Source organism: Kitasatospora sp. NPDC057965, assembly GCF_042887135.1.
GTDB lineage: Bacteria > Actinomycetota > Actinomycetes > Streptomycetales > Streptomycetaceae > Kitasatospora.
In genome coordinates, this window is record NZ_JBHVPZ010000001.1 from 174,904 (window position 1) to 189,519 (window position 14,616).

Genomic DNA, 14,616 nt, shown 5'->3' on the forward strand with positions numbered 1-14,616 from the left:
AATTCGCTACCCGGCGGCCGGAGCGCCGTGATACACAACCGGCGTGCAAAAAATCTTGGAGTTCCCCGAGGTCCTGCGGCTGATCGAAGACCGCTCGGCCGCGTTCCGCGCCGCGATCGCGTCCGCTCCCGACCTTGACGTCCAGGTCCCGGCCTGCCCGGACTGGACGCTGCGCGAACTGGCGCAGCACCTCGGCGACGGCCGGCGCCGCCAGGCCGCCATCGTCGCGGCCGGCCCGGGCGCCGAGCCCCCGGCGAAGACGGACCCGAAGGGCGCCCTGACCGCGCCCCGCGACCGCGAGGCCCTGGACGCCTGGCTCGCCGAGTCGACCGAGCTCATGCTCGCCGCGCTGCGCGAGGCCGGCCCGGACCGCGGCTGCTGGACCTGGTGGGGCCGCTCGCAGGCCCCGGAGACCAGCGGAGCCGTGGCCCGGCACCAGATCCAGGAGATCGCCGTCCACACCTACGACGTCCAGCTCACCCTGGGCGCCGCACAGCCGCTGCCGACGGACGTCGCGGTCGAGGGCGTCGACGAGTTCCTGACCACCGTCTCGGCGACGACCGTCCCCTGGCCGTTCAAGCCGGCGACCATCGACCTGCACGCGACCGAGGGCCGCTCCTGGCGCCTGACCCTCGACGCCGACGGCGTCCGCTGCGACGACCTCGCCGCCGACGCGGAGCCGGGCGACCAGGTGATGCGGGGTGCGGCGAGCGAACTGGTCCTCTACTTCTACGCGCGCGTCCCGCTCGACGGCCTGGAGAACACCGGGAACACCGAGCCGATGGAGCGGCTCGCGGAGTGGGACCCGAACGAGTAGAACGCGGATGTCGCCGGCAGGCGGCCGGCCGTCCCGCTCTGCGCGGACGACGCGGCGGCCCCTTGCCCGGGTCACGAGCCGGTGCGGGCGGGTCTGCCGGGGGCGACCGCCGCGCTGTTCATCGGCCTGCGGGCCTGCGGGCCTGCGGGTCGGCCGGGGGCGGGCGGGCAGACGATCGCCCCGCCGCCGGTGTACGCGACGGGCGAGCGCGACGTCGGCGTCACCGGGGCGGCGGTCAGCCCAGCGGACGGGGCTGCGGGCGGACGGTGAGGATCTGTTCGGCCTGGCCGACCGGCCCGTCCACGTCGTGCAGGACGGTGCTGGTCAGGCCCTGGCCGGTCGGGCCGAAGGTGACGGTGGTGTCCAGGCCGGTCCAGGGGCCGCTCGGCGCGCGGTGCAGGTGGATCGTCAGGTCGACGTTGGGGAACATCCACTCCGTCGGATCCTGCTGCGGGGCGATGCCGTTGGCGGTGTCCACCAGTGCGACGAAGGTCGCCAGCGGGCTGCTCGGCTCGCCCGCGACCAGGTCGACACGCGAGGTCAGCCACGCCGTCGCCCGTCCCCGGCGGGCCGGCGGCACCCGGCGCACGTCGAGGGAGGCGATGTAGCCGCCGTCCCACGCCTCGCCCATCGTCCACTGCGGCAGCGAACCGGGCGCGGGCAGCGGCTCGCGCGGACCGTCGGCGACGGCCGAGGTGTCCAGGGTGGCCAGCAGCCAGGCGCGGGCCCGGACGACGGCGCGACCGCCGATCGTCACCGTCGCTTCGAGGAGCTCGATGGTGCGGCCGGGGCGGACGGTCTCCACGGTGATCTCGCACTCGTCGAGCGCGATCCGGCCGAGGATGTCGTAGCTGATCCGGGCGAGCGCCAGGCCCCCGGGACGCCCGGCGAGGTGCTGGTCGAGGGCGTGCACCACGAGGCCGGCCAGCGGGCTGAAGTGCTGCTCGTCGACGCTCCACGCACCACCCGCGTGCGCGGTGGGCTTGAACGTGTGCTCGCCCGTCCGGTGGTAGTAGCTTTCGCGCTCGATCGTGCTGGTCACGGGTGGCGTCTCCTCGACCGGGGCAGGTGCATCGTTCCCGAATCGTAGGCGGCGGGGGCGGTGGCGGTCGCCGTGATCTGTCGCACAGTGGGGCGAAAAGGGAGATGAAGGGGATGGCGGTCGACCCCTAGGCTGGCGCGCATGGGCTACACCAGGACCTCGTACGTCTGCCTCCCCTGCCGGGCCTCCTACAAGCAGCACCACGGGTGGGAGAGCGAGGAACGGCGCTGTCCGCGCTGCGCCGGGACGCTGGTGTACGCGGGCTCCGGCTTCGCCGCCCCGCCCCGCCGGGACGTCGCCGCCTGGCGCACCGTCACGCTGCTGCTCAACGCGGGCATCGGCTTCCCCAAGACCAGCTGCGGCGAACCGCGCTACCGCCCCCGCACCCGACGCGAGGTGCGCGAGCGCCGGCTCTGGGCCCACCGCTCCGGCGAGCCGCTGGAGCGCGCGCTGCTGCGCCGGGAGATCCCCTGGGAGCCGGTGACGGCCCGGTGAGCACCGCGGGGGCTCCGGCGGCACGCGCGACGAGACGCAGGACGCGGCACAGGAAGTCGGCCGGTCCGACTTCCTGTGCCTGACGTCCGGCTCGGTGGCGGCCCCGCCCCCCGCGCGGGGCCGGCACCGAGCGGCGCCCGTCCAGGATGGGGCCGCGGCACCGGTGGATCCTTGTACAAAAGCGAACTCCGTGGGCGAGGGGAGAGGCCGTGGGCTCGGAGGACGTCATGACGGTGGACGACCGGGGCGAGAGCGTCGTGCGGCGCCCGCCGGCGTGGATGCGCGGTGACGTGGTCAGCTGCCGCGGCTACCGGTCGGTGGGCCGCCAGCACCCGAGGATCACCCTGCCCAGTGCGGGCGTGACGCTGCTGGTCGGCTGGGGCGGGCCGTTGCACATCCGGCAGGGGCTGGGCGGCGCGGAGCGCGAGCAGACGCGGCACGCGATGATCGCGGGCCTCCAGACGGCCCCGGTGCTGGCGGGCTACCGGGGGTCCGGCTACGCCGTGGAGGTCGAGTTCACGGCCGTCGGGGCGTCGCGCTTCCTCGGCCTGCCGCTGCACCTGCTCGCCAACGCCGCCGCCCATCCGGACGAGGCGATGGGCCCGGGCTGGACCGCGCGGCTCACCGAACGGCTCGCGGAGGCACCGGACTGGTCCGCCCGCTGGGCCGTCCTCGACGCCGCCCTCGCCCCACGGCTCGCCGCCGCCCCGCCCACGCCGGGCCTGGCCGTCGAGGCCTGGCAGCGGCTGCGCGACGCGCACGGCGGCCTGAGCGCCCGGGAACTCGCCGACGCGACGGGCCGGGGCGAACGCCGGATCCAGCTGCTCTTCCGGGACCACGTCGGCGTCCCGCCGCAGACGCTCGCCCGGATCCTGCGCTTCCAACGCGCGCTCGCACTCTCCGGCCTCGGCCGCCCCTCGCTCACCGACGTCGCGGCGATGAGCGGCTATCACGACCAGGCCCACATGAACCGCGACTTCCGTGCCCTGTCCGGTCGCACGCCCGGCGAACTGCGGGGCATCGCCGCCCGGCTGTCCGCCCCCGGCGCGGCCGCGGCGGCGCGGGAGGTCGGCTGCTTCAGCGACTTCTTCGACCTCTACGCCGTCGACTGGTAGCACCGCCGGTGGCTGATCCGCGGCGCTACCTGGAGGTTCGTGGAAGGGTGTTGATCGGCTGGAACGCCTCACCGGGGGCCGTCAGCAGCCCGCGCTCCTCCCGGTAACGCAGCGCGGACGCCCGCACCCGCGCCGTCCGGGCCAGTTCGCCGATCCCCAGGTACCGCACGTCGACGCTCCCCAGAACGGGTTGACTTCACGCGAGCTTGAAGCGCGAGTGTGACGTGCATGTTCTCATCTCCGCGGCGTGTGCTGCCCGAGGCCTGGCGCCCGCTGTTCGCCGTCCGCCCGTTCCGTCGACTGCTGCCCGTCTTCGCCCTGTCGGACCTGGGGGACGGCATGAGCGCCGTGGCCGTGGCCTGGCTGGCGCTCTCGCTGGCCCCGGACGGTCGGGAGGGCGTGCTGGTCGGGATCAGCGTCGCCGCGTACACGCTGCCGGGAGCGTTCGGTGCACTGGTGCTGGGCCGCCGGCTGCGGCGGTGGTCGGCGCGGCGACTGCTGGTCGTGGACGCCGTCCTGCGGGCGGTGCTGCTGGGCGCGATCCCGATCGCGTACCTGGTCGGCCTGCTCGGACCGACCGGCTACGTCCTGCTGCTGGGCGCCTCCTCGCTGTTCCACGCCTGGGGCAGGGCCGGCAAGTACGCCCTGTTCGCGCCGCTCCTGGACGACGGTCAACGGCTGGCCGCGAACAGCCTGCTGAGCGCCAGTCTGTCGAGTGCGACCGTGCTCGGCCCCGCGCTGGCGGGACTGCTGGCGGGCACGGTGTCACCGGCGTGGATCATCGGCCTGGACGCGGTCACCTTCGCGGTGCTCGCGGTCCAGGCCGGCCGGGTCGCACTGCCGGCGCCGCCCGGGGTGACCGGGACGACCGGGCCGGCCGGGGCCGGTGGCGCCCGGCAGGGGCTGAGGGTGCTGCGGCACTACCCGGAGCTGCTCGGACTGCTGGTGCCGACGTGGCTGTTCAACCTGGCCTACGGGCCGGTCGAGGTCGCGCTGCCGCTGTTCGTCGTGCACTCCCTGGACGACGGCGCCGGCCTTCTCGGCGTCTACTGGGCCGCGTTCGGCCTCGGATCCGTCGTCGGGGCCCTCGGCGCCGGAGCGGCCGGGCGGCTGGCGCTGTGGCCGACCGTGATCGCCATTGTCGCGGGCCACGGAATCGCCCTGTTGCCCTTCGCGGCCGCCCACACCGCCGTGCCGTCACTGATCGGCTTCGCCGCGGCGGGAGTCGTCTACGGACCGTACTCCGCGCTGTCCCTCGCACTGTTCCAGAACAGGACGCCGAGCGGCTCGCTCACCACGGTGCTCGCCGCCCGCAGCGCGGTGCTCATCACGGCCGCACCCCTGGGCGCCGCACTCGGCGCGCTGCTCCTGAACCGGGTGGCCGCGCCGGTCCTGCTGAGCGGCTGCGGCCTCGCCATGATCCTCACAGCGGCCCTCGCCGCCGTCGTCCACGGCTGCCACGGACTTCGGCGGCGTCGGCGAGGCGTCACGCCCACCGACCCGGCCCTGGGCGCCGACCGTGGCCGGGCTGGTGGCGTTCATCCTCCGGACCCGGCTCGGGGCGCGGGCGACGGAGGCGGCGTTGTGGGCGGGGTCGGCGTTCGGGGGGAGCATGGTGGTGGCGCTGGGGGCGTTGGCGTTCGTGGCGGGGCGAACGGGGAGGCTGTTGCGGGTGGTGGTGAATGGGCCTTCAATGGTCCAGACCACAACGGGAGGGATGCACAGCCATGACTGTTCCTCAGCGCACCGTCGTCCTCGGGACCTTGGGCTTCGGCACGATCGTCGACGAGAAGACCTCGTTCCGCCTGCTCGACCACTTCGTCGAGAACGGCGGGAGGGTCCTGGACACCGCCGACAACTACGCGTTCTGGCTCGACGGCGCGACCGGGGACGAGAGCGAGACCGTCATCGGGCGCTGGCTCGCCGGCCGCAAGGCGCGGGACCGGGTCGTCATCAGCACCAAGGTGGGCGCCCGGCCCACGGTGCCGGGGGCGGGGCTGGAGGCGGCGGAGGGGCTGTCGGAGAAGGCGGTCCGGGCCGCCGTCGAGGGCAGCCTGCGGCGCCTCGGCACGGACCACGTCGACGTGTACTGGGCGCACGTCGAGGACCGCTCGGTGCCGCTCGCCGAGACCGTGGAGACCCTGGCCGACCTGGTGACCTCGGGCAAGGCCGGCGAGGTCGGGGCCAGCAACCACGCCGTGTGGCGGGTCGAGCGGGCCCGGGCGCTCGCCGGGGACGGTCCGCGCTACGCGCACCTGCAGTACCGGTACTCCTACCTGCAGCCGCGCTTCGACGTGCCGCTGCCGTCCTCCGCGCACGTGCACGTGACGCCCGAACTCCTCGACTACGTGCGCTCCGAGGGGGACCTCCGGCTCTGGGTGTACAGCCCGATCCTCTCCGGCGGCCTCACCCGTGAGGACGTCGAGATCGGCGCCGCCTACGACCACCCCGGCACGCCCAAGCGGCTCGCCGCCCTGCGCGCGGTCGCCGAGGAGACCGGCGCGAGCGTCAACCAGGTGGCGCTCAGCTGGCTGCTCGACCACGAGGCGGGGATCCTGCCACTGGTCGGCGTGAGCAAGGTCGCCCAGCTCGACGAGGCGCTCGGTGCCCTCGACCTGACGCTCACGGCCGAGCAGCGGCGGACCCTGGACGAGGCCGCGCTCTAGGCCTGCCGCTCGGGCAGCGGGGGTGGGGTCAGGCCATCGGGTAGCCGATCTCGGCCATGTCGTCGGCGAGTTCGTCCAGGTCGAGCTCGGGGTTGAGGGCGGACACGACGGCCTCGGTGAGCGGGCGCAGCGCCAGGACGTGGGCGATCGGCGCGGGGTCGAGGCCGTCCTCCAGTTCGTAGTACTCCTCGGCCCACGCCCGGTACGCCTCCACCAGGTCCTCGGCGGCGAGCAGGTCGAAGAGGGCCACCCCGCCGGTGGGCGCGGCCGACGGCGCCCGCCACGCGGCGTCCCCGGGCTCGCGCCAGAAGCAGACGGTCGCGAGCGGGGCGCCGTCCTCCTCGCCGAACGCCGGCTCCGTCACGCAGGAGCGGAACGCCGCCGGGACCTCCGGGAGCAGCTGCGCCCCCGCGTTGGGCGCGGTGTGGTCGAAGCCGCGCGCGTACGCTCCGGCGGCGGAGAAGACCAGGAACCAGTCGTCGCCCTGCCCGTCGCGCATCGACGCCGTCTCCTCGCCCTCGCTCCAGCGGGAGTCGAAGGAGTAGTGCCGGTCCGCCCAGTCGGGGCCGAGGATCGCTTCGAGCATGGCCAGGCCCCGGCACCGGTCACGCAGTGCGGCCGTGTCGGGCAGGCGGGCAAGGAGTCCGCGCAGGTCAGGGAGGGTGTGCTGGCTGTCGTGCATGCCTGAAGTGAAGCAGACGGCACCGACAGTCGGCCGTCAGGGGGTGTTGCTCAGCGCGTAGGTGCGGAAGGTGGCCAGTAGCGGCAGCACGTCGGTCTTGTTCGGCTCCTCGGTGACGGCCCGCATGGCGTCGATCACCGCGTGCGCGATCACCTTCACCACGGCGAGGTCGTCCCCGGCGGTCTCGCCCCAGGCGCACAGCGTCCGGGTGAGCAGGGCGCTCATCCGGGCGCCGATGTTGGAGCTCACCGCGTCGGTGAGTTCGGCGAGTTCCTCGTCGGTCATGCTGGAGCGCAGCCCGAAGGCCAGCGCCATCAGCGTGTCCACGGCGTGCTCGCCGTAGGTCGCGACCAGGGCGGCGAGCGGCCGCTCGGCCGGTCCCCGTGCGGCCAGCGCGGCCAGGGCCTCGTCGTCGTCCTTCCACGCCGCTTCGAGCGCGGCGAGGGCCCGCAGGGCCTCGTCCACCATCAGGCCATCCGTCATGCGGAGAACCGTATTGAGCCCTCCCGCGCCGTGGGGCCGGGACAGGCCCGGATCTCACCCGTTCGAGGGATAACCGGCGGGTTCGGCCGCGCGGGCGGCGGGAGGCTGCGTCGGTGGGTTCCCGGTGGGTTCCCGGTGGGTTACCGGAGCGCCTGGCCGGCCCCGTGGAGGGCGGTGAAGGCGGCGGCGTCCCAGTGGCCGTGCAGGGCGGGCGCGAGCGCGGCGGCGGCGAGTGCGGGGAAGTCCCCGGCCCGGCCGGCGTGTTCGGGCAGTGCGCCGAGCAGCGGGGCGCCCGCCACGCGCGGCAGGTCGGCCAGGTTGCAGCGGTCCGCGAGGCCGGGGGAGTCCGGCCAGGCGCCGACCACCACACCCGGCAGCGGCAGTTCGCGCGCGGCCAGCGCCTCCGCCGTCAGCGCGGTGGTGTTCAGCGTGCCGAGCCCGGCCGAGGCCACCAGCAACACCTCAGCGGGCAGGCCGAGTTCGCGTGCGGCGCGGGCCTGGTCGGCGAGCGTGCGGCCCTGCTCGTCGTAGCGGACCAGCAGGCCGCCCGCGCCCTCGACCAGGACCAGGTCGTGCCGCTCGGCGAGGCCGGCCACCTCCTTGGCCACGTCCTCCGCGGCCAGGTACGGCAGCCCGGAGCGGCGGGCCGCCGTGTCGGGCGCCAACGGCTCTGGGTAGCGGGCCAGTTCACGCAGCGTGAGCCGGTCCGGGGCCGGGGCGGCGGGCCCGGCGAGCCGGCCGACCTCCTCGGCGTCCCCCGGCTCGTCCGGTCCGACGCCGGTCTGCCCGGGCTTGAGCACCGCGACCCGCAGCCCGGCGCGCAGCGCGCTCGCGGCGACGGCCGCCGTGGTCACGGTCTTGCCGACCTCGGTGCCCGTCCCGGTCACGAAGAGGACCCGTCCCATCGCTGCCGCCTCCGTCCGCTCGTCCGTCGCCCGTTCCTCCGCCGACCCGCTCATCCGGCCACCGCCGCCGCCGTCACGGCCGCGGCGATCCGCGCCACGTCCTCGTCGCCGGTCACGTAGGGCGGCATCGTGTAGACGAGGTCCCGGAACGGGCGCAGCCAGACGCCCTCCCGGGCGGCGGCCGCGGTCGCCGCGGCCATGTCCACCGGGTGGTCCAGCTGGACGACGCCGATCGCGCCGAGCACCCGGACGTCCTTGACGCCGGGCAGTTCGGCGGCCTCCGCCAGGCCCCCGCGCAGGCCGGTCTCGATCCGCTTGACCTCGGTGTGCCAGTCCTGCGCGAGCAGCAGGCCGATCGAGGCGTTGGCGACCGCCGTCGCCAGCGGGTTGCCCATGAACGTCGGCCCGTGGGCGAGGACGGGCATCTCGCCGCGGCTGATGCCCTCGGCGACCTGCGCCGTGCACAGCGTCGCCGCCAGGGTGAGGTAGCCGCCGGTGAGCGCCTTGCCCAGGCACATCACGTCCGGCGCGACGCCCGCGTGGTCGGCCGCGAACAGCGCTCCGCTGCGGCCGAAGCCGGTGGCGATCTCGTCGAAGACCAGCAGCACCCCGTGCCGGTCGCACAGTTCGCGCAGCATCCGCAGGTACGCGGGGGAGTGGAAGCGCATCCCGCCGGCGCCCTGCACCACCGGCTCGACGATCACCGCCGCCAGCTCGTCGGCATGACGCTCCATCAACTCCTCGAAGGAGCGCGTGTACTCCTCGTCGAGCGGGGCGTCGAAACCGGCCGGCGGCTCGGGCGCGAACAGCTGCTCGGGCAGCACCCCGCCCCACAGGTGGTGCATGCCGCCCTGCGGGTCGCACACCGACATCGGGTGGAAGGTGTCGCCGTGGTACCCGCCGCGCCAGGTCAGCAGCCGCCGCTTGCGCGGCCGGCCCACCGACTGCCAGTACTGCAGGCACATCTTCATGGCGACCTCGACGGACACCGAGCCCGAGTCGGCGAGGAAGACGTGCCGCAGCGGCTCCGGGGTGATCTCCACCAGGGTGGTGGCGAGCCGGACGGCGGGCTCGTGGGTGAGCCCGCCGAACATCACGTGGCTCATCCGGCCCAGCTGCCCGCGCACCGCCTCGTCGAGCACCGGGTGGCCGTAGCCGTGGATCGCCGCCCACCAGGACGACATGCCGTCGACGAGCTCGCGGTGTCCGCCGGGCGCCGCGGCGGCCAGCTTCAGCCGCACGCCGGAGGCGGACTCCACCACGTACGGGGTGGCGGTGCCGGGCATCGGCCCGTACGGGTGCCAGACGTGCGCCCGGTCGAGGGCGAGCAGGGTGTCCGTGGACAGCTGGGTCATGGGTGAGGGTCTTTCCGGGGTGTTCGTCGGGGCCCGGGCGGCCGGAGCCGGAGCCGGGCCCGGACCGTCGGGCCGGGGGTGGTGCGGACGGGGCTCAGGCGTTGGGCGCCAGCTCGGTGCCCGCGCCGCGGCGGCGCACCCGCACCAGGTCGGTGCGCGCCTCGTCGGCGCCCGGCTCCGGGGCGTCGTGGCCGACGTCCGGTCCGGTGTCGGCGTGAGCGGTGTCGGTGGCGGCGTCGCCGTGGGCGTGACCGCCGCACGGGCCGCAGCCGCCGCCCGTCCCGCAGCCGCCCGCCGCCGGGGCCGTCCCGCAGCCGCCCGCCGCCGACGCCTGCGCCTCGCCCGCCGCGACGTCCGCGCGGTGCCGCGGCAGGGTGCGCTCGCCCATGCCCTCGACCTCGAACCCGGCGTCCCGGATCATGTCGAGGTCGGCCTGCCCGGCCTGGCCCTCGCTGGTCAGGTAGTCGCCCAGGAAGATGGAGTTGGCGATGTGCAGGCCCAGCGGCTGCAGGCTGCGCAGGTGCACCTCGCGCCCGCCGGCGATCCGCACCTCGGTGTCCGGATTGACGAACCGCACCATCGCCAGGATCCGCAGGCAGCGCTGCGGGGTGAGGTTCCACTCCTTGGCCAGCGGGGTGCCCTCGAACGGGATGAGGAAGTTCACCGGCACCGAGTCCGAGCCCAGCTCGCGCAGCGCGAACACCACGTCGACCAGGTCCTCGTCGCTCTCGCCCATGCCCGCGATCAGGCCCGAGCAGGCCGACAGGCCCGCGCCGTGCGCCTTCTGCACGGTGTCCACCCGGTCCGCGTAGGTGTGGGTGGTGGCGATGTCGCCGTAGGTTCCCTCGGAGGTGTTGAGGTTGTGGTTGTAGGCGTCGACGCCGGCCGCCTTCAGCCGCTCCGCCTGGTTGTCGGAGAGCAGGCCCAGGCAGGCGCAGACCTCGACCGCCGGGTCGGCCTCCCGGATCGCCGCCACCGTGTCGGTGACCCGGTCGATGTCACGGTCCGTCGGGCCGCGGCCGCTCGCCACCAGGCAGACCCGCTTGGCGCCGCCCGACACGCCCGCCTTCGCCGCCTCGGCGGCCTGGTCCGGCTTGAGCCAGGTGTACTTCAGGATCTCGGCCTTGGAGCCCAGCCGCTGCGAACAGTACGAGCAGTCCTCGGGGCACAGTCCGCTCTTCAGGTTCACCAGGTAGTTGAGCTTCACCCGGCGGCCGAACCACCGCCGGCGCACCCGCCCGGCGGCCGCGACCACGTCGAGCAGCTCGTCGTCGGTGGTGGCGAGGACGGCGAGCGCCTCCTCGCGGGTGGGGGTCTCCCCACGCAGGCCCTTGGCGGTGAGGGTATCGAGCAGATCCATGGGGCTGATCCTGCCTGCTGCCCCGCGACGGACGCCAGAGGAAACCCACCAGAAGATCCCGGGGGAAGCTGTGCGAGTTGTCACAGTGTCGCAGCTCACCGTAGTGGTGCGGGTCACGTCGGGCGCCGGGCCGTCCGGACGGCGCCCGACGGGTCCGCGCCCCCGTGATCTCCACCACTCGTGACCTGCATACAATCTGCCGCATGACCACGCAGGGGGAGCGCGCCCCGTCGCCGGCAGAGCGACCGGACGGACCATCGGCAGAGCACACGTCGCAGCATCCGGCGAGGGCGAGGGCGGGGGCGGGGGCCCTCCGGGCCAGACGCGTGACCACCCGACGGGTCGTCGGCTGGATCACCGTCGCGGGTGTGGTGGCGGCCGGCGGCTGGATCGTCACCCGTCCCACGCCCGGCGACTACATACCGGGGCTCGGCCCCTCCAGCAAGGAGGCGTCCAAGACCCCGCCGATCGTCGGAGACCCGCCGCCGCGCACCGTCGCCGACCCGGAGGCGCTCGACGTCGACGTCTACTTCCCGGCCCAACGGGTCGTCGAGTCCGGCGGCTACAAGGGCAAGCGCTCCGGGGTGCGGCGCGGGGAGAACTGCACCGAGGTGCTCCAGGACCGCACCCTGGAGCTGCTGCGCGAGGCCGGCTGCAAGGGCTACCTGGGCGTCAGCTTCACCGCCCAGGAGAAGCCGGTGCTCAGCAGCATCACCCTGCTGCGCTTCGCCGACGCCCCGGCCGCCGCCCGCGCCGCCGAGTCGCTGCGGGCCAAGCCGGGCTCGGTCGCCTTCATCCTCCCGGACGCCTCCACCGCCCCCGCCCTGCCGGCCGCCGCGGCCCGGCCCGCCACCGAGGCGCGGGTCGAACTCGTCGGCCACTACGTGACGGTGACCAGCTCGCGGCCCGCCGACGCGCACCCCGGCTTCGGCGCCGCCACCGCCTCCGGCACCGGCTCGCCGAGCCCGTCCGGTTCCCCGGTGAGCCCGCTGCCAGTGCCGTCGATGAGCGCGGCCAACCTCGACCAGCTGCTCGACGAGGCCACCCGGGCCATCTCGTTCACCGCCGGCGCGCCGTTCGTCTGGATGTAGCGGGCCCCGTGGCCCCGGCGGAGCCGCCTTCGGGCGCTCCGCCGGGCCGGGCCGATCTCGCGTCAGCCGCCGAGGCGGTCCACGGCGGTGACCCGCAGCACCGCGCGGCCCTCCTCGTCCGAGCCGTACAGGTCGACCTCGGCGCTGATGCCCCAGTCGTGGTCGCCCTCCGGGTCGTCGAAGATCTGCCGGACCCGCCAGGCGGAGTCCTCCTCCTCGATGATCAGCATCTTCGGGCCGCGCGCGTCCGGACCGGTGCCCAGGTCGTCGTACTCCTCCCAGTACCCGTCCATGGCGTCCGCCCAGCGGTCCGCGTCCCAGCCGTACTCGCCGTCCAGCGCGCCGAGCTCGTCGTAGTGCTCCAGCGCGCACAGCTCCAGCCGGCGGAACATCTCGTTGCGCACCAGCACCCGGAACGCCCGCGCGTTCGCCGTCACCGGTGCCGGCTTGTCGTCCAGGGTCACCTCGGCGGCCTGCGGCTCGGTCGGGTTGGCCAGCTGCTCCCACTCGTCCAGCAGGCTGGAGTCGACCTGGCGGACCAGCTCGCCGAGCCAGGCGATGACGTCCTTGAGGTCGTCGGTCTTGACGTCCTCGGGAACGGTCTGCTCCAGCGCCTTGTAGGCGCCCGCCAGGTAGCGCAGCACGATGCCCTCGGTGCGGGCCAGCTCGTAGTGGCCGACGTAGTCCGAGAAGGTCATCGCCCGCTCGTAGAGGTCGCGCACCACGGACTTCGGCTGCAGCTGGTGGTCGCCGATCCACGGGTGCGCCCGCCGGTACACCTCGTAGGCGTGGGTGAGCAGTTCCTCCAGCGGCTTCGGGTAGGTGATCTCCTGGAGCCGCTCCATCCGCTCCTCGTACTCGATGCCGTCGCGCTTCATCTCGCCGACGGCCTCGCCGCGCGCCTTGTTCTGCTGCGAGGCGAGGATCTGGCGCGGGTCGTCCAGGGTCGCCTCGACCACCGACACCACGTCCATCGCGTACGACGGCGAGGTCGGGTCCAGCAGCTCGAAGGCGGCCAGCGCGAAGGTGGACAGCGGCTGGTTGAGCGCGAAGTTCTCCTGGAGGTCCAGGGTCAGGCGCACGATCCGGCCCTCGGCGTCCGGCTCCGGCAGCCGCTCCACCACGCCGCCCTCCAGCAGCGAGCGGTAGATGGCGATCGCGGTGCGGATGTGCCGGCGCTGCGCGGGGCGGTCCTCGTGGTTGTCGGTGAGCAGCTTGCGCATCGCCTCGAAGGCGTTGCCGGGCCGGCCGATCACCGACAGCAGCATCGCGTGGCTCACCTTGAACCGGGAGACCAGCGGCTCCGGGTCGGCGGCGATCAGCTTGTTGAAGGTCTCCTCGGACCAGCCGACGAAGCCCTCCGGCGCCTTCTTGCGGACGATCTTGCGCTTCTTCTTCGGGTCGTCGCCCGCCTTGGCGACGGCCTTCTCGTTCTCGATGACGTGCTCGGGCGCCTGCGCCACCACCTGGCCGACGGTGTCGAACCCGGCCCGCCCGGCGCGGCCGGCGATCTGGTGGAACTCACGGGCGCGCAGGATCCGCACCCGCTGCCCGTCGTACTTCGACAGCGCGGTGAACAGCACCGTGCGGATCGGCACGTTGACGCCCACGCCCAGCGTGTCCGTCCCGCAGATCACCTTCAACAGGCCCGCCTGGGCGAGCCGTTCGACCAGGCGCCGGTACTTCGGCAGCATGCCCGCGTGGTGCACGCCGATCCCGTGGCGGACGTAACGCGACAGGTTGCGGCCGAACTTGGTGGTGAAGCGGAAGTTGCCGATCAGGTCGGCGATGGCGTCCTTCTCCGCCTTCGAGCACATGTTGATGCTCATCAGCGACTGCGCCCGCTCCACCGCCTCCTTCTGCGTGAAGTGCACCACGTACACCGGCGCCTGGCCGGTCTGCAGCAACTCCTCCAGGGTGTCGTGCATGGTCGTGCGCCGGTACTCGTAGAACAGCGGGACCGGACGCGTCGCGTTGCGCACGACGGTGGTCGGGCGGCCGGTGCGGCGGGTCAGGTCCTCCTCGAACCGCCGCACGTCGCCCAGCGTCGCCGACATCAGCAGGAACTGCGCCTGCGGCAGCTCCAGCAGCGGGATCTGCCACGCCCAGCCGCGGTCCGGTTCGGCGTAGAAGTGGAACTCGTCCATGACCACCTGGCCGATGTCGGCCCGGGCGCCGTCGTGCAGTGCGATCTGCGCCAGCACCTCCGCGGTGCAGCAGATGATCGGCGCGGTCGGGTTCACCGAGGCGTCGCCGGTCATCATGCCGACCTGCTCGGTCCCGAACATCTTGACCAGGTCGAAGAACTTCTCCGACACCAGCGCCTTGATCGGCGCCGTGTAGAAGGTCCGCTTCCCCTCCGCCAGTGCCGCGAAGTGCGCGCCGGCGGCGACCAGGCTCTTGCCCGAGCCGGTCGGCGTCGCCAGGATCACGTTGTTCCCCGACACCAGCTCGATCAGCGCCTCCTCCTGCGCCGGGTACAGCGAGATCCCGCGCTCTTCCGTCCAGGCGGCGAACGTCTCGTACAGCGCGTCGGGCGTGGCGGGCTTCGGCATCAGATCAAGGAGGGTCACCCGGCTATCTTGCCTGCTCGCCGCCACCCCCG

General features: G+C 74.0%; 15 protein-coding genes. 6 read left to right on the plus strand and 9 right to left on the minus strand.

From position 1 onward, the window contains the following. Nucleotides 1-43: 43 nt before the first annotated feature. On the plus strand, nt 44-817 hold the full coding sequence (locus ACFVVU_RS00605; RefSeq protein ID WP_387787261.1) for a maleylpyruvate isomerase family mycothiol-dependent enzyme: 774 nt from the start codon (nt 44-46) through the stop codon (nt 815-817). A 71-nt stretch (nt 818-888) separates the two neighbouring features. Here ACFVVU_RS00605 and ACFVVU_RS00610 read toward each other — a convergent pair whose 3' ends face one another. Next, nucleotides 889-1,041, minus strand: coding sequence for a hypothetical protein (locus ACFVVU_RS00610; protein ID WP_387787263.1), 153 nt, complete (start codon nt 1,039-1,041; stop codon nt 889-891). An 11-nt stretch (nt 1,042-1,052) separates the two neighbouring features. After that, on the minus strand, nt 1,053-1,859 hold the full coding sequence (locus ACFVVU_RS00615; RefSeq protein ID WP_387787266.1) for a thioesterase family protein: 807 nt from the start codon (nt 1,857-1,859) through the stop codon (nt 1,053-1,055). Nucleotides 1,860-2,000: 141 nt separating this feature from the next. Here ACFVVU_RS00615 and ACFVVU_RS00620 point away from each other — a divergent pair, with 141 nt between their 5' ends. Then, nucleotides 2,001-2,354 (plus strand): deoxyxylulose-5-phosphate synthase, encoded by a 354-nt coding sequence (locus tag ACFVVU_RS00620; protein WP_387787268.1) that lies wholly within the window; start codon nt 2,001-2,003, stop codon nt 2,352-2,354. A gap of 209 nt (nt 2,355-2,563) precedes the next feature. After that, nucleotides 2,564-3,469 (plus strand): helix-turn-helix domain-containing protein, encoded by a 906-nt coding sequence (locus ACFVVU_RS00625; protein ID WP_387787269.1) that lies wholly within the window; start codon nt 2,564-2,566, stop codon nt 3,467-3,469. A gap of 25 nt (nt 3,470-3,494) precedes the next feature. Here the strand turns inward: ACFVVU_RS00625 and ACFVVU_RS00630 are convergent, their stop codons facing one another. Continuing rightward, the gene (locus tag ACFVVU_RS00630) at nt 3,495-3,638 is read right to left on the minus strand and encodes a hypothetical protein (RefSeq protein WP_387787271.1); all 144 of its coding nucleotides are present in this window, start codon (nt 3,636-3,638) and stop codon (nt 3,495-3,497) included. A 59-nt stretch (nt 3,639-3,697) separates the two neighbouring features. Here ACFVVU_RS00630 and ACFVVU_RS00635 point away from each other — a divergent pair, with 59 nt between their 5' ends. Both ACFVVU_RS00635 and ACFVVU_RS00640 read left to right on the plus strand, forming a co-directional pair. Then, complete coding sequence (locus tag ACFVVU_RS00635; RefSeq protein ID WP_387787274.1) at nt 3,698-5,200, plus strand: MFS transporter; 1,503 nt, start codon at nt 3,698-3,700, stop codon at nt 5,198-5,200. Continuing rightward, nucleotides 5,197-6,135 carry an aldo/keto reductase gene (locus ACFVVU_RS00640; RefSeq protein ID WP_387787276.1) on the plus strand — a complete coding sequence of 313 codons (939 nt, stop codon included), beginning with the start codon at nt 5,197-5,199 and terminating at the stop codon, nt 6,133-6,135. Before ACFVVU_RS00635 ends, ACFVVU_RS00640 begins: the two co-directional genes overlap by 4 nt. A gap of 28 nt (nt 6,136-6,163) precedes the next feature. Here the strand turns inward: ACFVVU_RS00640 and ACFVVU_RS00645 are convergent, their stop codons facing one another. The 5 genes from ACFVVU_RS00645 to bioB all read right to left on the minus strand — a co-directional run bounded on the left by ACFVVU_RS00645 (nt 6,164) and on the right by bioB (nt 10,920). Further along, nucleotides 6,164-6,817 (minus strand): hypothetical protein, encoded by a 654-nt coding sequence (locus ACFVVU_RS00645; RefSeq protein WP_387787279.1) that lies wholly within the window; start codon nt 6,815-6,817, stop codon nt 6,164-6,166. A gap of 36 nt (nt 6,818-6,853) precedes the next feature. Then, complete coding sequence (locus tag ACFVVU_RS00650; RefSeq protein ID WP_387787282.1) at nt 6,854-7,300, minus strand: hypothetical protein; 447 nt, start codon at nt 7,298-7,300, stop codon at nt 6,854-6,856. 140 nt (nt 7,301-7,440) lie between these two features. Continuing rightward, on the minus strand, nt 7,441-8,205 hold the full coding sequence (gene bioD / locus ACFVVU_RS00655) for a dethiobiotin synthase (protein ID WP_387787284.1): 765 nt from the start codon (nt 8,203-8,205) through the stop codon (nt 7,441-7,443). A 50-nt stretch (nt 8,206-8,255) separates the two neighbouring features. Beyond that, entirely contained in the window at nt 8,256-9,560 is a 1,305-nt protein-coding gene (locus tag ACFVVU_RS00660) for an adenosylmethionine--8-amino-7-oxononanoate transaminase (RefSeq protein ID WP_387787286.1), read from the minus strand. 94 nt (nt 9,561-9,654) lie between these two features. After that, nucleotides 9,655-10,920 (minus strand): biotin synthase BioB, encoded by a 1,266-nt coding sequence (gene bioB / locus ACFVVU_RS00665; protein WP_387787289.1) that lies wholly within the window; start codon nt 10,918-10,920, stop codon nt 9,655-9,657. A 326-nt stretch (nt 10,921-11,246) separates the two neighbouring features. Here bioB and ACFVVU_RS00670 point away from each other — a divergent pair, with 326 nt between their 5' ends. After that, nucleotides 11,247-12,011 (plus strand): hypothetical protein, encoded by a 765-nt coding sequence (locus ACFVVU_RS00670; protein ID WP_355372543.1) that lies wholly within the window; start codon nt 11,247-11,249, stop codon nt 12,009-12,011. A gap of 62 nt (nt 12,012-12,073) precedes the next feature. On the opposite strand, the gene ACFVVU_RS00675 is transcribed toward ACFVVU_RS00670, so the two are convergent. Beyond that, entirely contained in the window at nt 12,074-14,566 is a 2,493-nt protein-coding gene (locus tag ACFVVU_RS00675; protein WP_380684571.1) for a DEAD/DEAH box helicase, read from the minus strand. Nucleotides 14,567-14,616 lie beyond the last annotated feature (50 nt).